The sequence below is a fragment of the Sanguibacter sp. Z1732 genome (assembly GCF_051020515.1).
Taxonomy (GTDB): Bacteria; Actinomycetota; Actinomycetes; order Actinomycetales; family Beutenbergiaceae; genus CALKWS01.
The window spans coordinates 2,114,619-2,133,737 of the sequence record NZ_CP194857.1; the positions used below are offsets into that span (position 1 = coordinate 2,114,619).

A 19,119-nucleotide genomic window follows, 5' to 3' on the forward strand; every position below is an offset into this window, starting at 1 on the left:
ACCAAATGGTTGCACATCACCAGCAGCGACTGGAACTCAGCGACGACGAGGTGGACCGGATCTTCCAGGCTCTCGCCGATACCACCCGGCGTGACATCGTCCGGCGCACCTTGGTCGAGGAGTTCTCCGTCTCCCGTCTGGCCGCTGAGTACGACATGTCGTTCGCAGCGGTGCAGAAACACGTCACCGTCCTGCAACGGGCAGGACTGGTCACCAAACACTCCAGGGGCCGCGAGCGACTCGTCCGCGGCAATCCCGCCACCATCCGCCGGGCCCAGGCCCTCCTGGACCACTACGCGCAGATCTGGCGCAGCCGCATCGACCGCCTCGACGCGCTGCTGGAGCAGGACTGAGAAACACCTATCGAGGACAGACCGAGGAAGGTCACCAACGATGCCTATCACCACCGTCCACAAGGACACCGAAACCCTGCAGATCACGATCGTCGCGGACTTCACGGTGCCGGTGCAGCGGCTCTGGGACGCGTACGCCGATGCCCGTCAGATCGAGAAGTTCTGGGGACCGGTCACCTGGCCGGCCACCTTCACCCGCCACGATATGGCCCCGGGCGGGTTCTCCCACTACTACATGACCGGACCGGAAGGGGAGCGGTCCGGCGGTTACTGGGAGTTCCTGGCCGTCGATCCGGGACGCTCCTTCGAGGTCCTGGACGGCTTCACCGGCCCGGACGGTAACCCCGATCGGGATATGCCGGCCATGCGCATGGTGTACGAGTTCACCGAGACCGACACCGGGTCCCGATGCACCACCACCACCTACTTCAACTCCGCCGACAACCTTAAGCGGATGCTCACCATGGGCATGGAGGAGGGCATGCGCTCGGCGATGAGCCAGATCGACGACGTGGTGGCCGATCTGGCCTCCCTTCTCCGCGGACCTACCGGTTCAGGCCCAGATCCTCTCCGACACCCAGGTGCGCTTCTCCCGGATCATCCGCGGCACACCCCAGCAGGTCTGGGACGCCCATCAGGACCCGGAGTTGCTCAAGCGCTGGATGCTCGGACCGGACGGATGGTCGATGACCTCGTGTGAGGTCGCCACCGAGGTCGGGCAGACCTACCGGTACGCCTGGGCCCCCGATGACGGCAGCAGTCCCGGCTTCGCCCTCACCGGTGAGCTCCTGGAGGCCGAGGAGCCGCACCGGGCGGTGCAGACCGAGGCGATGGAGGGGATGGAGGGCCCGCCCACGTTGAACGAGCAGACCCTCATCCCCGTCACCGGTGGCACCCTGATCACCTTGCTCATCACCTACGACAACGCCGAGATGCGCGACGCCATCCTGGCCACCGGCATGACCGACGGCATGGAGACCAGTTACGCCCGGCTGGAGCGCGCGGTGCTGGCCGCGGCATGAACGCCACCGGGAGCACCGGCACCGGCACTGCCCGCGCCGAGGCGATCCGCACCGACACCACCGGCGTCGAGCAGATCTTCACCGCCCTGCGTGAGGTGAGTTCACCGACCGAGCGGGACAAGGTCGCCCGGCGACTGCCGCCCGACAGCGGGCTGGCGGCCGTCGGGGTCCGGATGCGGGACGTGTTCGACCTGGCCAAGTCCGCCACCGACCTCCCGGTTTCGTCCGTGCCGGATCTACTGGCGTCCCGGTGGTACGAGGTGCGGATGGTGGGCGTGTCCATCCTGGATTTCAAGGCCCGACGGCGGGGCCTGAGCGAGCAGGACCGGCGCGCCCTGTACGAGGTGTACTTGGACAACCACCATCTGCTCACCGCCTGGGACTTCATCGACCGGGCCGCACCGCGGGTGGTGGGGGCCTACTTGGTGGACAGGTCCAGGCAGCCGCTGTTCGACCTCGCCCGCTCGGAGGTGGCGCTGGAGCGCCGCACCGCGATCACCGCGCGCGTTCTGGCTGATCGGCTCGGGTGACCTGGAGGACCCGCTGGCGCTGGCCCGGATGCTGGTCGCCGACCCCTCGCCGTGGGTGACCAAGCCGGTCGGCACCGCGCTGCGCCAGGTGGGCACAGTCGATGAGCAGGCTCTGGTGGACTTCCTGAACCGGCACCACCAGGAGATGACCCGCCCGAGCCTGCGGCTGGCCACGAGTAACCTCGACGACGCCACCCGCGCCCAGTTCATCCGCCCCCGCCGCTGACCCCCCGCCGGCGCCTGCCGATCGCTACCTGCCCGAGGTCGCGGCACCTGACCCGCCGCCGCTGAGGTCCCGGCACCTTGGCCGCCGCCGCTGCTGAGGTCGCGGACCTGGCCCGCTGGCCGCGGTCCATCACGCTGAGGTCGCGGCAGTTGGACTGAGTGCACCGGGGAGGTGGTGCGAGTTCGAGGCATATGCCGCGACGTCAGGCAGATGGAGGGTTGGCGCCGGCAGATGGAGGGGCGGCGCGAGTGGTCGTGGTCGGCAGGGGAGGGCCGGCAGCGGAGGGCTGACGGCGACTGCCGGGCTGCGTAGCGCCGCTGCTGAGGTCGCGGCAGTTGGACTGAGTGCACTGACCAGGTGGTGCGATCTCGAGGCAGGTGCCGCGATCTCAACGGCAGGTGGAAGGGCGGCGCGAGCGGGTGGTGGTCGGTAGGGGAGGCCAGACGGCGTCAGCCGGGCTGGGTCGCGACGCTGACGATGCGGTGGGCCGCCACCGTCAACTCGGCCTGCTTCACCACATCGAGCACCCGCACCCGCCCGCCGGCCACGCTCAAGGGGCGCACCCGGCGGTGCTCGGGCGCTCCGGCCGATCCGGCGATCACCAGTTCCACCTGCGTGCCCCCGGCGGCGGCCTGGCGCAGGAGTTCCAAGGCGTACACGGGATCCTGGCTGTGCCCGTTGCCGGCACTGCGATGCGCCCGTTCCTCCCCGGTGCGCATCTGGGCGATCAGTTCGGCCAGTGCACCGGGATCATCGGCAGCGCTGTGCGTCACCGTGCCCGCAGGGACTCCAGCGTGCGTCCCGCCACCGGCTGAGCCCTCCGCAGTAATCCCGCTGCCGCCCCGCGCTCCGCTGCCCGCAGAAATCCCGCTGCCGCCCCGCGCTCCGCTCCTCGCAGGAAGCCCGCTGCCGGCCCGCAACCCGCTGCCGCCCCGCGCTCCGCTGCCCGCAGAAAGCCCAGTGCCCGCCCGCAGCCCCCGGCTGGCCCGCACCTGACGGCTGCCCAGGGCCACCACCTGCCCGTCGGGGCCCTCGGCCAGCGCCGAGTGCCCGGCCGCGCGCAGCGCCTCGATCAACTCCTGCGGCCCCACCTCGGCCACCGCCACCGTGGGCGCCAGCAGCCGCAACCCCAGGTCAGCCAGGCCCTTCTCGCCCACCAGCGCAGTGAGTACCCCGTCCTGCCCGGCGCGCAGGAACGAGGCGGCCCGGCCCACCCGCAACTGCCCGTGGGTGCGGGCGGTGTCATGCACAGGTACTCCAGCGGCTGGGGCACGCCGGTGCGGGAGAACCGACCCAGGTCGGTCAGTATCTGCTCCGGCAGCCACCCACCGTCCAGGGCCGCACGCACCGAGTCCGGGGTGAACCGCACCGTCATCGCCGAGCCGCGCGACTCGACCTGCGCGGTCGCCTCCAACAGCCGCGCCAGCGCCGGGTCCGGCCGGCCGGGCACGATCCCGGTGAGGTCGCCCTGGATGAACATCTCCTCCACCAGCGGGGGCAGGCCGACGGCGAAGGCTTCGGCTATCGCCGCGGGTGTCGCCTCCGCCGCCAGCAACACCCGGCCGGGCTCACTCAACGCCCCGGCTCCGGTCAGTCCCAGGGCTGCCGCCTCGGCCAGCACCGCGGCCACCGTGGCCTCCGGCGGGGCCGAACGCGGGGTGTGCCAAGCCAGGTGCTCCTGCACGGCCGCGGCGTCCGGGGCGGACCCGGCCGGCCACCGGTCCAACGCCTCCAGTACCCGGCGACGCAGTTGCGGCGCCCAGGAGCGCTGCAGGTCCGGGGCCAGGGCAGCGCGCAGCACGCCCTTGTCGGTCCGGGTGCCCACCAGCCACGGGGTGCGCGCCGACTCCAGCCACGTCCACACCATCTGGGCCCACCGGCCCTGCACCGGGTCGGGCTCGGGCTCCAACCCCACCGCGGTCGGCGCCCAGAACGAGCCGTCCCCACCATGGTGGTGACCCACCAGGCCGAGCATCCCGGCCAGCTCGGCGATCAGCGCCGCGTGTTCCACCTCCGCGCCGAGCATCCCAGCCAGGGCCCGCATGTCCCGCACTCCCACGCCACCGGTGCGCAGGACCGGCGGTGGGTCCTGCGCCCAGGCCCGGGTCAACTGGTCCAGATGTCGCAGCACCGATTCCCCGGCCCGGGCCGCCTCGGCCGCCACCGTCGAGGCACCGCGCGCCGGCGCCTCCGTCAGCGGGGCGGCCGTGGGCACCTCGCGGACCAGCCGGCCCCCGCGCAGGGCCAGCGCCACCTCCCGGGGCAGCACCACCTGGGTCTCGGAGAGCCGGTGCAGGAGTTTGGCGCCCAGCAACCAGTGCACCGGTTCGGGCACGTGCTCGAAGGATCCCACCGCCGGCCCCCACATCAGCGCCGTCAGCATCCGCTTTGCTGGTTCCGGCGCCCCGGTGAGGGCTGCCGTCACGGCGGGCTTCGTCGTCGGCCATCCATCGGCGGCCCGCAGCCCGAGCGCGCGCAGCGGCGGGCCCAGACCCAGCGGAGCCGACGCCAGCGCCTCGCGGGCCCCCTCCACCAGCGAGATCGCCTCTGGGGACCCCAGCGCCAGGGCGCGGTCGAGCAGGCGCGCGGCGCCGTCGTCGGCCTCGAACCCCAGCGCCTCGGTGAGTGCGCGCACCGAGGTGGGGGAGGAGGGCGTGCTCATCACCGCCAGCGTTTCGGCCACGGTCAGGGTGGGGCGGTCCAGTTGCCCCAACGCGTGGGTGACGGAGGCGCGCGAGCCGGCGCGGGTGGCCATCGCGGTGATCGACGACGGCGGTGGGGTGGCCAGATCCGGGCGGGTGCGCAGCAGGTGCGCCAGGGCGTCGTCGTCCCAGCCTCGCAGGGTGCCGGCAAGGTCGGCGCCGGAGGGCACCGTCTCGGGCGTGGCAGGGCGGGAGGTCATCCGCACCATCTTAGTAAGTGTGTGGCTCCGGCTCGCGGCCAGGCAGCGTCAGGGTCGGGCAGTGGTCGGGCAGCGGTCGGGCAGCCTCAGGGTCGGGCAGCGGCCGGGCAGCGGTAGGGGCAGCGGTCGGGCGGCGTCAGGGTCGGGCAGCGGCAGGGCCGGGCAGCGTCAGGGTCGCGCCGACCGCGCCGCCACCGGGCCCCACCGCACCTGCACCCGCGCCCCATTGAGTTCGTCACTGCCTACGCGCGGCGCTACTCTGGGACCATTGAATACCGGCGGGTTCGGTCCTGCCCAGTTACCACAGCACAGAAAGTCAGGGATCCAGGTGCCCACCGGCAAGGTCAAGTTTTTCGATGCTGATCGCGGGTTCGGCTTCATCGCCTCCGACGACGGCCAAGAGGTCTTCCTGCACGCCTCGGCCCTACCGGCCGACGCCGAGACGCCACGCCCGGGCACCCGGGTGGAGTTCGGGGTGGCCGACGGGCGGCGCGGCCTGCAGGCCCTGTCGGTGCAGGTACTGGACTCCGGGCCCTCGGTGGTGCGCGCCAAGCGCCGCCCCGCGGAGGACATGGCCGTGATCGTGGAGGACCTGATCCGCTCCCTGGACCGGGCCGGCGGGCGCCTGCGCGGTGGGCGCTACCCGGAGAAGGCCGAAGCGGCGAACCTGGGCCGACTCCTGAGGGTGGTGGCCGATGAGTTCGACGCGTGAGACCTTCGCCCCCCCGGCCCGCACCGGGTCGGTGCGCAAGCCGAACAAGGACGCCGTCCTGTCCGGCGCCGTGGACCTGGCGAGGGTGGCCGTGGCCAGCGAGGCCGGGACCGACCTGGGTGAGTACCTCGGGTTCGAACTCGAGGGCGAACGGCTGGGCACCCACTACTTCACCACCACTGCGCCCGGGTACGTGGGCTGGCGCTGGTTCGTCACGCTGACCCGCGCCCCGCGTTCCCGTACGCCCGCGGTGGCTGAGGTCGGGCTGCTGCCCGGTGACGGCGCGTTGCTGGCCCCGGAGTGGGTGCCGTGGGCCGACCGGCTGGCCCCGGGGGACCTGAGCGCCACCGACCGGTTGCCCTACGACCCCGACGACGAGCGTCTGGAGCGGGGGTATGTGGCCACCGGGGATCCCGAGGCCGACCGGGTCGCGATCCGCGAGTTGGGCCTGGGCCGGGACCGGGTGATGAACCGCAAGGCCCTCGATGCCGCCGCCACCCGCTGGTACAACGGCCCCGCCGGCCCGGACACCTCCGGGGCCCGCCAGGCCGGAGCGGACTGTGCCTCCTGCGGGTTCATCGTGCCGCTGGCCGGGTCGCTGGGCACCCTGTTCGGGGTGTGCGCGAACGAGTGGTCCCCCGACGACGGCAAGGTGGTCTCCCTAGACCACGGCTGCGGGGCGCACTCGGAGACCGACGTGCGCCGCCAGGGTGGGGAGTGGACCCAGTCCGACCCACACCTGAACGACCTGGAACTGGAAGTGGTCGTCTCGGTCGAGCGCAGCCGCGCCGAAGAAGAGGACGACGACGGCGGCGACGGGCTCGACGGGCGTGAGACCGCCGAGAGTGGTGACGGGCGCGAGACCGCCGAGGATGCTGGCAGCCCGCAGGCCACCCAGGCCAGCCAGACCGACGACGGCGAGGGTGCTGGCAGCACGCAGAGCGCCGAGGCCACCCGGACCGACGACGTTGCGACTGCCGACAGCAGTGTTGACACGGATGCAGGTAGTTCTACTGCGGACAGCAGTGTTGACACCGATGCAGATGGCACGGAGAGTCGCAAGGACGACGTTTAACCTCGGCGGGTGGAACGCCACCGTCGTGCGAACGCCACCGTAGAGCGGACGGCGCTGGCTGAGCAGGCATGATGTGGTTACCGGAGCGTGGATGTGCCCGGGTGGCTCCTGCCGCTCCCGCCGCTCATGCCGCTACTGCTGCAACCGCGTCGCTGCCGCTACTGCCGCATGGTGAAGGTGTAGCCGCCGGCGGATGCTCGGCCCTGGTGATATCTGTGGTCGTGGGCCATCCGATGATGGCGATGACATAGTGGCACCGCGTTATCGAGATCGGTGGGTCCGTGGTGGGACCAGGGGATGGCGTGGTGGAGTTCGCACCAGGCGTAGGGGCGTTGGCAGCCGTCGGCGGCGCAGGTGGTGTGGCGCACGGTCAGGGCGGTGCGTTGGGGTTCGGTGAAGAGTCGTTTGCTGCGCCCCAGGTCGAGTGGGATCGACTTTCCGTTCAGGACGGTTGGGATGAGGCCGGAGTTGCAGGCGAGTTGGCGGGCCTGGGCGGCGGAGATCTTTTCTCCGGTGTCCAGCCCGGCTGCTGCGAGTCGTCCGCGGAGTACGTCTTCATCGAGGGTGTGACCACGATCGTGGCCGCGGTTTTGGGGCTGAGGTGGTCGGTGGGAAGGTGTTCGATGAGTTCTGCCAGGGCCAGGCCGTGCGTGTTGGCCCAGTCGGTGCGCCGCCCGTGGGCTGCCCGGGCGGGGTTGGGCAGCCCGGACAGGTCCTCCATCGAACTGTCGGTCGCGCCCGTGCCGCGGCGTGCCTCTGCACCCAGTCCCGTGCCCGGTCCGGGGACCGGCTGCGGGCCCGGAGCCGCGCGGGTGCCTGCTGCGGTGGCACCGGGGGCTTTGCTGGTGGCGTCATCGGCACCGAAGAGCGCGTCCTCATCCGCACCGGTGTTGTCGAAGGCCTGACGGCCCGCGCCGGCGTTACCGAACGCCCCGCCACCGCTGCCTGCGTTGCCGGTGCTGTTGTCTGCGGGTCCGTTGGTGCGGCGGGGTGCGGTCATGGTGTGGATGATCTTGCGCAGCAGGTGGCCGTGGAAGACCGGGAGGGTGAAGTGTCCGGTGACGGTGCCGTCGTGGTTGTCCCGCAGGGTCAGACGCGTCTGTGCCCGGGCGCGGGCTTCTTCATCGGCGATTTGGCCCTCTTCGTGCGCGTCGACGGTTTCGCGGTCCTTCTTCAGCGCCTCCAGTTGCCGCCGGGCGCGTTGGCGAAGCGCTGAGGGGGGTATCTGCTTGGCCTTGTCCACCAGGTCCGCTTCGACCCGGTTCCGCTCCGCGGCGGTGAGGCCTTCGGGCAGTTTCTCTCCGGCGCCCACGATGATCTCGGCGTGCTCTGCAGAGATGTCGCCTCCATCCAGGGCCCGCTGGGTGGGGACACGATCGGTGAGCCGGGTGGCGAGCTTGGTCTCTCGGCTGGTCTCTCGCCCGTCGTCGTTGGTGTGCTTGGCCGCCCACGAGGCGGTATCGGCATGACCGGATCTCTGGGCGGTCCTGGCCTGATCGGCGGCGGCGAGGACTTTGAGTTTGTAGGCCCGCACCCGCGACTCGATCCGCTTCAGATCCACCACTGTCCCTGCCCTGCAGCGTTCAACCCACGCGGGTCCAACCCCACCAACCCGTCCAGCGCGGCATAGACCTCCTGGGTGGGGGAGATGCGCGGGAGCGGGTGGACTGCCATAAACCCACACTACCTAGAACGGGCGTTCGAGTCAATGGTTCGAACCAAACTCTTTCACATTGCACAGATTCGATTCGATCATGGCCAGATTCGATGGAGCCCTGCCCGTTCGTTGTGTTCCGGACCGGTCGAAGCCAGGCCCGACGACGACGGCGGCGCCCGGCCGTTCAGGTCGCCGACCCGACCTCCTTGGCCAGCAGCGCCACGTGCAGGGCGGTGCGGGTCTCGGCATCGGCCAGGTCCACGCCGAGGATGCGTTCCATCCTGCGCAGCCGGGCGTACAGGGCCTGTCGGCTCAGGTGCAGGGCCCGGGCCAGGGGGGCGATGGCCCCGCCGGCCTCGAGGTAGCGGCGCAGCACGGTGACCAGGCCGGTGTCGTGCTGGTCGTCGTGGATGAGTAGTGGGGCGAGTTGGCGCTCGGCGAAGGCGGTGAGGCGTTCGTCGCCACCCAGCAGCATCAGCAGCCCGCGGATCCCGATGTCGGCGATGCGGTGGTACGCCTTGCGGTGCTCGGCCGGGATCAGCGCGGCGGCGCGGGCGATGTAGGCGGCTTCGGGCAGGTCTGCCCCGGCCTGGGAGATGCTGTGCCGCTCCGGCGTGACGCCCACCACCGCGCCCTGCCGGACGCCGCCAGGGGTGACCGAGGTGCGCCCCAGCGCTGCCGCGAACGTCTCCAGCGCCGTCTCCGGGCTCGTCCTTCCTGGCAGCGCTACCAATACCCCGACCAGGTCCTCATCCAGCGGGCTGACCAACGCGGATAGCTGCGCCTGGGCGATAGCGCGCGAGACCGCCTCGGCCAGGGCCTGCTCCGACCGCGGGCCGGCGAGCGGGTCGGCGCGGTGGTTGCCGAGCGGGTCGGCACCGTGGTCGCTGAGCGCGTCCGCACCCGGTGAGTCCGCCCCGGCGCGTCTGCCTGAGGACGCCCCCACCCCGGACGCTCCCACCCCAGCCCCGGCCGCCCCCGCCCCGGCCACCCCCGCCCCGGACACCCCACTCCCGGACACCCCAGCCCCAGCCGCCCCCGCCCCCGCCCCAGCACCCCCGTCGTCGGTCCGCCCCCGCGCCACGCACAGCGCCAGGTAACGCTGCGCCCGCACCAGGCCGAACGCCTCGGCGGCCGCGCGCACGTCCTCATCGGGCGCGCGGGCACCGGTGTCGGCGAACCCGGCGAGGAAACGCTGCAGGGCCCGGGAGCGCAGCGAGGCCGCATCGCGTTCCATCAACCGCGCCACCGCCAACGCCTGCGCGGCCCGTTCCACCAGCATCCGCGCCGCCGACGGGGGCACCACCGGCTTGCCCACCAGCACCAACCGCCCCCAGTCGCCCTGGGTGCCGCCCACGCCGGTCACCAGCCACCCGTGTTCGGGCACCTCGTGGGTGCCGCCCACCCGGTCCACCAGCCGGGAGCGGGCCGACCAGTCGGTCAGCACCTGCGCATCGGCCCGGGTGTAGGCGATCACCTCGTGGGCCAGGTTCTCCAGCACCACCGCGCTGCCGGCCATCTGCGCGGTGCGCTCGATGATCTCCTGGGCGTCGGCGCCGGCGACGGCCACCTGGGTGAAGACCTCATGCACCTGCCGGGTGAAGGTGAGCAGTTCGTGCTGATCGTCCACGATCCGGGCATGCACCGCTTCGGTGATGGTGACGAACTTGACCGTGCGGTGCAGCGCCACCATCGGCAGCGCCGCCGCACTGGCCTCATCGACCATCACCTGGGGCACCGAGGCGAAGCGCCGCCCCAGTTCCACCACCAGCGCCGCCGCCCCGGCCGTGGCCAACCCGCGGATGTACTCGCGCTGGCGCGCCGGGTCATCGGGCAGGGCCACCAGGGTGGTGAGCAGCAACTCCCCACCGGAGAGCAAGGCCGCCGGGTCATCGCCTTCGAACACGTGCACCCACCGCACCGGCCGGTCCAACTGGTCCGCACCGGTGAGCAGCCGGGGGATCCCGGTCTGCACGGCGGGGGAGTCCAGCACCTGGCGCACCGTGATCGACATTGACACAGTGTATGGAACTTCCCGGCCAAACGAACAGTATGTACCTACCGCCGGGGCCGGTTCTGGCGGAGACTGGCACTATGACCACCACCGACACCACCACTGCCGCCTCCACGACCGCCAGCACGCCCGTGTCCCACTGGGTGAACGGGCAGCCCTACGCCGGCAACGCCGAGCGCAGCGCCGAGGTGTTCAACCCCGCCACCGGCCAGGTCTCCTCCCGCGTGGCCCTGGCCGGCGCCGAGGACGTCGAGCACGCCGTGGCCGCCGCCACGGCCGCCTTCCCCGCCTGGCGGGACACGTCCCTGGCCAAGCGCACGGCCATCCTGTTCACGTTCCGGGAACTGCTGAACGCCCGCAAGCACGAACTGGCCGAGATCATCACCGCCGCCGAGCACGGCAAGGTGCTCTCCGACGCCCTGGGTGAGATCACCCGTGGCCAGGAAGTGGTCGAGTTCGCCTGCGGCATCGCCGACCTGGTCAAGGGCGGGATGACGGAGAACGCCTCCACCAACGTGGACGTGTACTCGGTGAACCACCCGCTGGGCCCGGTGGCGATCATCTCCCCGTTCAACTTCCCCGCCATGGTGCCGATGTGGTTCTTCCCCCTGGCCCTGGCCACCGGCAACACCGTGGTGCTCAAGCCCAGTGAGAAGGACCCGAGCGCCTCGTTGTGGCTGGCCGAACTGCTCGGCGAAGCGGGTCTGCCCGACGGGGTCTTCAACGTGGTCCAGGGCGACAAGGTCGCCGTGGACTCCCTGCTCACCCACTCCGACATCAAGGCCGTCTCCTTCGTCGGCTCCACCCCGATCGCCCGGTACGTCTACGAGACCGCCACCGCAGCGGGCAAGCGGGTGCAGGCTCTGGGCGGGGCGAAGAACCACATGCTGGTGCTGCCCGACGCCGACCTGGACCTGGCCGCGGACGCTGCGGTCAACGCCGGGTTCGGTTCCGCAGGGGAGCGGTGCATGGCCATCTCGGCCCTGGTGGCCGTGGGCCCGGTGGGCGATGAGCTGGTCGCCAAGATCACCGAACGGATGAACAACCTCACCGTGGGCGATGGCCGCCGCAACTGCGACATGGGCCCCCTGGTCACCAAGGACCACCGGGACAAGGTGGCCTCCTACATCGACGCCGGGGAACGTGACGGCGCCGTGGTGGTGGCCGACGGACGCACCGTCACCCCCAACGGCGACGAGGCCGGCTTCTGGCTCGGCCCCACCCTGCTGGACCAGGTCACCCCGGGCATGAGCGTGTACACCGATGAGATCTTCGGTCCGGTGCTCTCGGTGCTGCGCGCCGACACCTACGAAGAGGGCCTGGAACTCATCAACTCCAACCCCTACGGCAACGGCACCGCCATCTTCACCAACGACGGCGGCGCCGCCCGGCGGTTCCGCGACGAGGTGCAGGTCGGCATGGTCGGGGTGAACGTGCCGATCCCGGTGCCGGTGGCCTACTACTCCTTCGGCGGCTGGAAGTCCTCCCTGTTCGGGGACGCCCACGCCTACGGGCATCATGGGGTCAGTTTCTACACCCGCACCAAGGTGGTCACCGAACGCTGGCTGGACCCCAGCCACGGCGGCATCAACCTCGGCTTCCCCCAGAACGACTGAGACGAAGGCACCTCATGACCACCACTGAGACGGCACGCACAGCGGACACCCAGCGCACCTACGACCTGGACCGGTCGCACGTGTTCCACTCCTGGTCCGCCCAGGGCGCCCTGGACCCGATGGTCATCACCCGGGCGCAGGGCTCCTACGTCTGGGATGACCAGGGGAAGAAGTACCTGGACTTCTCCTCCCAGATGGTCAACGTCAACATCGGCCACCAGCACCCCGCGGTGGTCCAGGCCATCAAGGACCAGGCCGACAGGATCTGCACCATCGCCCCCGCCCACGCCAACGACGCCCGCTCCGAGGCCGCCCGCCTCATCGCCGAGCGCGCCCCGGAAGGCCTGGAGAAGGTGTTCTTCACTTCCGGCGGGGCCGAGGCGGTGGAGAACGCGGTGCGGATGGCCCGCCTGCACACCGGCCGGAACAAGGTGCTGTCCACCTACCGCAGTTACCACGGCGCCACCTCGGCGGCGATCAACCTCACCGGTGACCCGCGCCGCTGGGCGAACGAGTTCGGCAACGCCGGGTACGTGCACTTCTTCGGCCCGTTCCTGTACCGCTCCCCGTTCCACTCCGAGACCCAGGAGCAGGAGACCGAGCGCGCCCTGGCCCACCTGGAGCAGACCATCGCGTTCGAGGGCCCGGGCACCATCGCCGCGATCGTCCTGGAGACGGTGCCGGGAACCGCCGGCATTATGCCCCCGCCCCCGGGCTACCTGGCCGGGGTGCGCGAACTGTGCGACCGGCACGGCATCGTCTACATCGCCGATGAGGTGTGATGAGCGGGTTCGGCCGCACCGGCAAGTGGTTCGCTTTCGAGCACTATGACGTGGTGCCGGACCTGATCACCTTCGCCAAGGGTGTCAACTCCGGTTACGTGCCCCTGGGCGGGGTGGTGCTCAACAACGAGATCGCCGCCACCTTCGATGAGCGCGTCTACCCCGGCGGCCTGACCTACTCCGGCCACCCGCTGGCGTGCGCCGCAGCGGTTGGTGCGATCACCGCGATGACCGACGAGGGCGTGATCGAGAACGCCGCCACCCTGGGTGAGCAGGTGGTGGGCCCGCGCCTGGCCACAATGGCCGAGAACCACCCGGTGATCGGGGAGGTGCGCGGCCTGGGCATGTTCTGGGCCCTGGACCTGGTGATCGACCGCGACACCCGGGAGCCGCTGGCCCCCTACGGCGGCACCAGCGCGGCGATGGGTGAACTCATCGGCGCGGCGAAGAAGTCCGGTCTGCTGGTTTTCAGCAACTATCACCGCATCCACGTGGTGCCCCCGTGCACCGTGACCGAGGCGGAACTGACGCAGGGCCTGGACATCCTCGATGAGGTGCTGCACGTCGCCGATGCGCACACCACCGCTGGTTCCAACCAGCGGTAAGGCAACAACGGACGACGACGACGCCCGGCGGTAGTCGCAGAACTCACCGCTGGGCGGTGGTCATCTCTGCGCCCGTCGAGGGGTTCCCAGTCGTGATCCACGTGGGGGAGTCCCCGAAACACAGTGACGCGGTGCAACTCGGCTTGAGGAAACCCCGTTCGTTGGCGTGCATTTCGCTCGCGGATCGCGTTTCGCGCGAACTGCATCGGGTGGATGAGTGAGTCGCGTTCGGGCCCACCCGGATCGAAGGCGTCGCGCGCTGTCAGGTGAACGTTCTGGTAGTCGATCACCACGGATGCTCGCAGCACTGCTCCTCCATGAAAAAAATCCCCGCCAATCCGTAGACGGCGGGGAGCAAGGCTTCAGTGTGTCCCATAGCGCAACGCGAGTCAAAGTTGAGGAGCGCCAAGATGGATCCGAGTGCAGGACTGAGTTTATACCAAGGGGCCTCATCCTTCGACTGTCCTCGCCACCCACGGTGAGCAGGTAATCAACCCTCGTCTAGCCTCGATGACCGAGAACCACCCCGGTTCCAACCAGCGGTAAGGCAACAACGGACGACGACGACGCCCGGCGGTGGTTGCAGAACTCACCGCCGGGCGGTGGTCGTCACGTGCTGCAAGAGGGAGAGGTAGTGCTCGGCGAGGTCCTCCTCGCGGGCGTGCATGGCGAGCCACTGCGCGCCGCTGCCCCCGATATCGAGCAGGCTGCGGTCCTGCTCGAGGGTGCGCCACAGCCCGGCGAGGGCCTCCACATCCCCGGGTGGCACGACGTGCCCGGCGCCGGCGTCAGTGAGGATCTGCGCCGGTTCACCGGCCAACGCCCCGGTGACGTGCCGGCCTGTGCCGATCACCTCCAGGAGTTTCGAGGGCACCGTCCAGGCCATCGGCTCCCAGGGCCGCAGGCTCACCAGCACCGTGTCGGCCCAGGTGTACTGCGTGGCGGTTTCAGCGGGGGAGACCGGGTCCAGGAACGTCACCGGTGCCTGGAGTTGGTCAGCCAACTCCCGGATCTCGGGACGCAGCGCCCCATCGCCCACGATGCGCATCTGCACGCCCACACCCTGCTGCCGTAGCAGCGCGGCGGCTCGCACGGCGGTTGCCAAGTCCTGGGATCGGCCCACGGTGCCCAGGTAGAGGACGCGTAACGGACCTTCGTGGTCGATACGCGCCGGCACCTGCTGCTGGTTGGTGCCGGTGCGGATCACGTGTACCGGCGGCATGCCGCGATCGCGGAGGCGTTGGGCGAAGGCCTCCGACGTGGTGACCAGCGCGGTGGCCCGGCGCTGCGCCCACGTCACCACATGGTGAGCCGCGGTGGCGAGCAGACCGCTGAGTGAACTGGATTCGTCGTCCTGCCATTGGCGCCGGTAGGAGATCAGGTCCGGCCAAGCATCGCGCATCTCCACCACCACCGGCACGCCCAGCAACCGCCCGAGGACAGCACCGGCGAGGACTGTGGGCAGACTGGGGGCGGTCGCCACGATCACGTCCGGGCGGTGCCGGCTGAATCTGGTCAGGCCGACTCGGACGGTGTCCACTGCGGCGATGACTTGGTCCAGTCCGCGGGTACGCACCGTCTTGTCATAGGGCAGATACCGCACGCGGTGCACCACCTCCCCCCAGGCACCGGCTGAGCGGGTGCCCGGGCGAAGGGCGGCGTGTTCGGCGCGCACGTAGCCGTGCGGGTAGTGCGGGGGAGTGGTGATCACGTTCATTCGGACGCCGCGGTTGCGCAGATGCGGCACCAGCGCGGACCAGCGCCGCTGCGGGGCGCCGACCTCCGGCGGGTAGTAGTGGCTCAGCAGCAGCAGGCGCATCAGGGTGCCGCCTTCCGCCACGGCACTGGCGCCGCGGCCCACACCGGCAGCCGCAGGTACGCTCCGGCCACGGCGAGGATAAGTACCGCGGTGACCACCTGCAACGCCACCGGGGCGCCCAGGAGCATCGGCAGGGTCAGCACGCACATCGCGGCGGCCACGGTGCTCACGGTGCCGGCGACCCGCGGGTGGGACCAGCCGGCGGTGATCAGGCGCTGGTAGATGTGCAGTTTGTGCGGTTCGTACCAGCGTTCCCCGGCCCGGATCCGCAACTGCAGGGTGTAGGCGGTGTCCAGCAGGTACACCAGGAAGGGAGCCAGTAGCGGGGCGAGAGGTACCCCGTTGCCTGCCAGCACCAGCGCGGCAGCGGTGAGCGCGGCGCCGATCGCGTAACTGCCCACGTCCCCGAGGAAGATCTTGGGCGCCACCGCGTTGAACGGCAAGAACCCCAACGCGGCGCCGGCCAAGGAGGCGCTGAACAGTGCGGTGGTGGGGCTGTCGGCAGACAGTGCCAGGATCGCGAACCAGAGTCCGGTGACCACGGTGTGGGTAGAGACCAGGCCGTTGGCGCCGTCCATGAAGTTGGTGACGTTGACCGCCACCAGCAGCGCACCGGCGGCGAACAACGCCCACACCGGGCTCCAGCCGGTGAGGATCGTTCCCACCAGGGCCACCAGGAATCCCAGCACCACCTGGATCGCGAACCGGAACCTGGCGCTGAGGGAGGTGAGATCGTCGTTGAAGCCGAGCGCGCCGTACAACACCGTGCTCGCCAACAGCCAGGCCGCCCCCATGGCGTGATAGCCCGACCCCAGGGTCGCCCCGACCAGCATCCCGATCCCGAGGGCCACCAGCACGGCGAGTCCGCCCCCACGAGCAACGGGCTGGTGGTGTAGTGATCGGGCGACGGGAGCATCAACCACACCGAAGTGGTGCAGAACCCGGATCAGCACCCAGGTCAGGCCGGCACCGGCGAGCGCTGCGCCGGCGCCACCGGCCAGCACGCCTATCAAGTTTCGGTCCCCACCCGCTTCAACCACGCGAGCACGTCCTCGGCCGGCAGCAGCCCTGTCCGGCTGCGCAACTCGGCCAGATCGGTCAACTGCCGCGGCTGCAGGGGAGGAACCTGCACGTGCGTGATCAGTTCGTGGTGGGGGCGTTCATCGGATTCGACGGAGCCCAGGCGGCTCTCCCGGAGTTTCTCGCCGGGGCGCACCCCGGTGTAGACCACATCGACGTTGACTGCACCGTTGAGTTCGGCGTACCGGCGCGCGATAGTCTCCACGTGCACAGCATCGCCCATGTCCAGCACCAGGGCCTGGCCTGGGCCGCCGATCGTGGCTGCCTGCAGCACCAACTGGCAAGCCTCGTTGATGGACATGAAGTACCGGTACATGCGTGGATCGGTGATGGTCAGGGGCCGGTTGGTGGCGACCTGGGCGCTCCAGGTGCGCAGCGCGGAGCCGCGGGACCCCAGCACGTTGCCGAAGCGCACGGAGATGTAGTGCTTGCCCGACCCGTTGGCTACCCCGGACACCAAGCGTTCGGCGGCACGTTTGGAGTAGCCGAGCACGCTGATCGGGTCGGCGGCCTTGTCGGTGGAGATGTGCACGAACCGGGCGACGTCGTGCCGGAGGCACGCGCGGGCGAGGTCGTAGGTGACGTGCACATTCGCGGACAGTGCCTCGTAGGGGAACCGCTCAAGGAGAGGCAGGTGCTTGAGCGCGGCAGCGTGGAACACCACATCGGGCTGGATGGTGGCGATCAACTCATCGACGATGCCCGGTACGCGCAGGTCGCACAGGACCACGTCCTCCGAATCCAGGAGCGCCGTGCCCTCGATGGACAGTTGCGTGGTGTGCAGGCCGGACTCATCGCGGTCGGTCAACACCAACCGCCCGGGGGCGAACTGGGAGATTTCCCGCGCCAACTGGGATCCGATCGAACCCCCTGCGCCGGTGACCAGCACCACCTTGCCGTCCAGGTACGCCGAGATCGCATGGAGGTCGGTGTCGACCGGGTTGCGACCGATGAGGTCCTCGAGGCTCACCTTGCGGAACATCGCCTGTGTGGTGAGGTGGTGTTCCCGTCGCGCTTCTTCCGGAGCCACCGTCATCAGGGCCGAGGTGGAGGGCATGGTACGGAACTGCAAACCGGCCTCACGGGCGGCCCGCGAGGTGCGCAGCACCACCTCGCTGCTCGCGCTCGGGATGGCCAGCAGCGCGGTATCGGCGTTGGTGCGCTCGGCGACCTTGGCCAGGTCGTCCAGTGTGCCCATCACGCGCACTCCACCGATCCGCAGGAACCGCTTGTGCGGGTCATCATCGAGCAGCGCAACCGGGACGTAGTGGTTGTTCCGGTCGGTCTGCATCATCTCGATGGCCAGCGCCCCACCCTCTCCGGCTCCGAGGATCAAGGTGCGCGGGCCGTTGGGTTTGCGGGTCTGGTTGCTGCCTTGGCGAAGGGCGAAGAAGCGCACCGCAGCCATGAGACCGACTGCACCGGTGAAGGAGAACAGCGCCACCGAGAGCGGGATAGGCCGAGACGGGAGTAGGACTGTGTAGATCGTCAGCGCGCGATCGCGATGAAGCCACCGATCATCGCCAACGTGACGATCTCGTCGCGAGAGCCGTACCGGTACTGGCCGCGGTAAACCAGTACTGCACCCAGCGATGTCTGGATCACCACGGCAATGAGGACGGCCCACATGAGGCCTCCCGCACGCACGGGCACATCCGCCAGGTCGAACCGCGCGAGCGTGAACGCGGTAAGAATCACCACCCAGCACAGCACATCCAAAGATGCGCGGAGCACCCAGTCGGCGCGGCTGGAGCGCTGGTGGCGGGGAGTGATCCCTCGGCCAGCGTCAGCGCGCCCAGCGTCGACTGGGGATGGTGGTACGGGCGGCCTACTCACACAGTCACTCCCCAAAGACCCCCTTGCAACCGGGCAACTAACCTCCTCAGCGTACCGAGGGAACTTGCCATCAGGTAGAACCCCCGCTGTTTGGCACCCCCGGCGCTACCTGAGCAGTGTCGCTAGTTGGAGTTGGAGTTGGAGCTAGCGACCATCTGCTCGATCGTGCGGGTGATGCCCAGGTAGGCCTGGTCGACGTAATGGTAGGCGGCAGGGCCCCACTTGTGCGCGGAGTCCGAGATGGCGTCCTTGCCGATCACGTGCGTGCGCACACCGGCATCCTTGAACACCTGGTAGTAGCGAGCGAATGCCTTGTTCCAGTGCCGCGCCGGCTTGTTCCACCACTTGTTGGCCGGAGTGCCCACGTCGGTTCGACTGGCGAAGGTGGCTTCGATGAGCAGCGTGCGCTCGATTAGCCCGGTCTGGCGCAGCAGCCCGATGAAGGCCGACGCAGCGGGCAGCCAGAGCGCGAAGTGCTCGTTGGACCCAAACGGGATCATGGGCGATGCATCCGGAAAGTGCTGGAGCAACTTGGAGTCTAGCAATTCTTGGGAGCGGGTGACATAGACGCCGCCTCCCAACCGGACAACTCCCAGCCGCTCGTCAACCAAGTCCAGCACCAAAAGGTCGATATCCGTGGCTTGCTGCGGCAACGTCGTCCGCATCGAACTTGCGAAGTCGCTCACCACCATTCGGCGCTGGAAGGCGGACTCGAGTCCTGGGACCTCGGTTAGATCCAACGAGGGCGCCGCAGCGCTGATTAGCGATTGCCGCGCGGTATACTCCTTGAGCATGTAATCGGACCTCAGGTACTCGTACATATCGCGGGAGACGCAACTACCGTATAGGAGTGTGCGATGCGAGGTTGTAGGCAAGTCGTCTCCCTCCTT

Annotated in this window: 19 protein-coding genes and 1 pseudogene; 9 read left to right on the forward strand and 11 right to left on the reverse strand. The window is 69.9% G+C overall.

Annotated features, from left to right (window positions below; translation table 11 throughout):
* Nucleotides 1–5: 5 nt before the first annotated feature.
* The 5 genes from ACRRRO_RS11220 to ACRRRO_RS11240 are packed head-to-tail and all read left to right on the forward strand — an operon-like array spanning nt 6 to nt 2,131.
* On the forward strand, nt 6–353 hold the full coding sequence (locus ACRRRO_RS11220; protein ID WP_424798008.1) for an ArsR/SmtB family transcription factor: 348 nt from the start codon (nt 6–8) through the stop codon (nt 351–353).
* 40 nt (nt 354–393) lie between these two features.
* Nucleotides 394–1,053, forward strand: coding sequence for an SRPBCC family protein (locus ACRRRO_RS11225; protein WP_434080260.1), 660 nt, complete (start codon nt 394–396; stop codon nt 1,051–1,053).
* Nucleotides 935–1,375, forward strand: coding sequence for an SRPBCC domain-containing protein (locus tag ACRRRO_RS11230; RefSeq protein WP_434080261.1), 441 nt, complete (start codon nt 935–937; stop codon nt 1,373–1,375). The genes ACRRRO_RS11225 and ACRRRO_RS11230 overlap by 119 nt, the downstream gene beginning before the upstream one ends.
* Nucleotides 1,372–1,905, forward strand: coding sequence for a DNA alkylation repair protein (locus tag ACRRRO_RS11235; RefSeq protein ID WP_434080262.1), 534 nt, complete (start codon nt 1,372–1,374; stop codon nt 1,903–1,905). The genes ACRRRO_RS11230 and ACRRRO_RS11235 overlap by 4 nt, the downstream gene beginning before the upstream one ends.
* Before the next feature lie 28 nt (nt 1,906–1,933).
* Nucleotides 1,934–2,131, forward strand: a complete 198-nt coding sequence (locus ACRRRO_RS11240; protein ID WP_434080263.1) for a DNA alkylation repair protein — start codon at nt 1,934–1,936, stop codon at nt 2,129–2,131.
* A gap of 449 nt (nt 2,132–2,580) precedes the next feature.
* On the opposite strand, the gene ACRRRO_RS11245 is transcribed toward ACRRRO_RS11240, so the two are convergent.
* Both ACRRRO_RS11245 and ACRRRO_RS11250 read right to left on the reverse strand, forming a co-directional pair.
* Nucleotides 2,581–3,288: a hypothetical protein gene (locus ACRRRO_RS11245; RefSeq protein WP_434080264.1), complete on the reverse strand. Its 708-nt coding sequence runs from the start codon at nt 3,286–3,288 to the stop codon at nt 2,581–2,583.
* Nucleotides 3,204–5,033 (reverse strand): helicase-associated domain-containing protein, encoded by a 1,830-nt coding sequence (locus tag ACRRRO_RS11250; RefSeq protein ID WP_434080265.1) that lies wholly within the window; start codon nt 5,031–5,033, stop codon nt 3,204–3,206. The genes ACRRRO_RS11245 and ACRRRO_RS11250 overlap by 85 nt, the downstream gene beginning before the upstream one ends.
* A gap of 328 nt (nt 5,034–5,361) precedes the next feature.
* Between ACRRRO_RS11250 and ACRRRO_RS11255 the strand changes: the two genes are divergently transcribed.
* A complete protein-coding gene (locus tag ACRRRO_RS11255) occupies nt 5,362–5,745 on the forward strand; it encodes a cold-shock protein (RefSeq protein ID WP_424798004.1) in 384 nt (127 codons plus the stop codon).
* Nucleotides 5,729–6,820, forward strand: coding sequence for a DUF3027 domain-containing protein (locus tag ACRRRO_RS11260; protein WP_424798003.1), 1,092 nt, complete (start codon nt 5,729–5,731; stop codon nt 6,818–6,820). Before ACRRRO_RS11255 ends, ACRRRO_RS11260 begins: the two co-directional genes overlap by 17 nt.
* Nucleotides 6,821–6,978: 158 nt before the next feature.
* On the opposite strand, the gene ACRRRO_RS11265 is transcribed toward ACRRRO_RS11260, so the two are convergent.
* The 4 genes from ACRRRO_RS11265 to ACRRRO_RS11280 all read right to left on the reverse strand — a co-directional run bounded on the left by ACRRRO_RS11265 (nt 6,979) and on the right by ACRRRO_RS11280 (nt 10,491).
* Complete coding sequence (locus tag ACRRRO_RS11265) at nt 6,979–7,188, reverse strand: HNH endonuclease signature motif containing protein (protein WP_434080266.1); 210 nt, start codon at nt 7,186–7,188, stop codon at nt 6,979–6,981.
* Nucleotides 7,189–7,262: 74 nt separating this feature from the next.
* Nucleotides 7,263–8,381, reverse strand: a complete 1,119-nt coding sequence (locus ACRRRO_RS11270; protein ID WP_434080267.1) for a DUF222 domain-containing protein — start codon at nt 8,379–8,381, stop codon at nt 7,263–7,265.
* Complete coding sequence (locus ACRRRO_RS11275; RefSeq protein WP_434080268.1) at nt 8,372–8,494, reverse strand: hypothetical protein; 123 nt, start codon at nt 8,492–8,494, stop codon at nt 8,372–8,374. Before ACRRRO_RS11275 ends, ACRRRO_RS11270 begins: the two co-directional genes overlap by 10 nt.
* A gap of 167 nt (nt 8,495–8,661) precedes the next feature.
* Entirely contained in the window at nt 8,662–10,491 is a 1,830-nt protein-coding gene (locus ACRRRO_RS11280; protein ID WP_424798001.1) for a PucR family transcriptional regulator, read from the reverse strand.
* An 80-nt stretch (nt 10,492–10,571) separates the two neighbouring features.
* Here ACRRRO_RS11280 and ACRRRO_RS11285 point away from each other — a divergent pair, with 80 nt between their 5' ends.
* Entirely contained in the window at nt 10,572–12,107 is a 1,536-nt protein-coding gene (locus ACRRRO_RS11285) for a CoA-acylating methylmalonate-semialdehyde dehydrogenase (protein ID WP_434080269.1), read from the forward strand.
* 14 nt (nt 12,108–12,121) lie between these two features.
* Nucleotides 12,122–13,494 (forward strand): annotated as a pseudogene (locus ACRRRO_RS11290) (aspartate aminotransferase family protein).
* A gap of 589 nt (nt 13,495–14,083) precedes the next feature.
* On the opposite strand, the gene ACRRRO_RS11295 reads toward ACRRRO_RS11290, so the two are convergent.
* From ACRRRO_RS11295 to ACRRRO_RS11315, 5 genes are all read right to left on the reverse strand, one after another.
* Nucleotides 14,084–15,313: a glycosyltransferase family 4 protein gene (locus ACRRRO_RS11295; protein WP_424797998.1), complete on the reverse strand. Its 1,230-nt coding sequence runs from the start codon at nt 15,311–15,313 to the stop codon at nt 14,084–14,086.
* Complete coding sequence (locus tag ACRRRO_RS11300) at nt 15,313–16,317, reverse strand: UDP-phosphate glycosyltransferase (RefSeq protein WP_434080270.1); 1,005 nt, start codon at nt 16,315–16,317, stop codon at nt 15,313–15,315. Before ACRRRO_RS11300 ends, ACRRRO_RS11295 begins: the two co-directional genes overlap by 1 nt.
* Before the next feature lie 5 nt (nt 16,318–16,322).
* Nucleotides 16,323–17,837, reverse strand: a complete 1,515-nt coding sequence (locus tag ACRRRO_RS11305) for a polysaccharide biosynthesis protein (RefSeq protein WP_434080271.1) — start codon at nt 17,835–17,837, stop codon at nt 16,323–16,325.
* A 44-nt stretch (nt 17,838–17,881) separates the two neighbouring features.
* Entirely contained in the window at nt 17,882–18,112 is a 231-nt protein-coding gene (locus ACRRRO_RS11310; RefSeq protein ID WP_434080272.1) for a hypothetical protein, read from the reverse strand.
* Nucleotides 18,113–18,351: 239 nt separating this feature from the next.
* Entirely contained in the window at nt 18,352–19,104 is a 753-nt protein-coding gene (locus tag ACRRRO_RS11315) for a DUF6270 domain-containing protein (RefSeq protein ID WP_424797995.1), read from the reverse strand.
* Nucleotides 19,105–19,119 lie beyond the last annotated feature (15 nt).

Coding starts and splice junctions, on each gene's coding strand:
- ACRRRO_RS11220 (WP_424798008.1), top strand. CDS start 6: ATGGTTGCACATCACCAGCAGCGACTGGAACTCAGCGACGACGAGGTG.
- ACRRRO_RS11285 (WP_434080269.1), top strand. CDS start 10,572: ATGACCACCACCGACACCACCACTGCCGCCTCCACGACCGCCAGCACG.
- ACRRRO_RS11260 (WP_424798003.1), top strand. CDS start 5,729: ATGAGTTCGACGCGTGAGACCTTCGCCCCCCCGGCCCGCACCGGGTCG.
- ACRRRO_RS11275 (WP_434080268.1), bottom strand. CDS start 8,494: ATGGCAGTCCACCCGCTCCCGCGCATCTCCCCCACCCAGGAGGTCTAT.
- ACRRRO_RS11250 (WP_434080265.1), bottom strand. CDS start 5,033: ATGACCTCCCGCCCTGCCACGCCCGAGACGGTGCCCTCCGGCGCCGAC.
- ACRRRO_RS11240 (WP_434080263.1), top strand. CDS start 1,934: ATGCTGGTCGCCGACCCCTCGCCGTGGGTGACCAAGCCGGTCGGCACC.
- ACRRRO_RS11235 (WP_434080262.1), top strand. CDS start 1,372: ATGAACGCCACCGGGAGCACCGGCACCGGCACTGCCCGCGCCGAGGCG.
- ACRRRO_RS11295 (WP_424797998.1), bottom strand. CDS start 15,313: ATGCGCCTGCTGCTGCTGAGCCACTACTACCCGCCGGAGGTCGGCGCC.
- ACRRRO_RS11225 (WP_434080260.1), top strand. CDS start 394: ATGCCTATCACCACCGTCCACAAGGACACCGAAACCCTGCAGATCACG.
- ACRRRO_RS11280 (WP_424798001.1), bottom strand. CDS start 10,491: ATGTCGATCACGGTGCGCCAGGTGCTGGACTCCCCCGCCGTGCAGACC.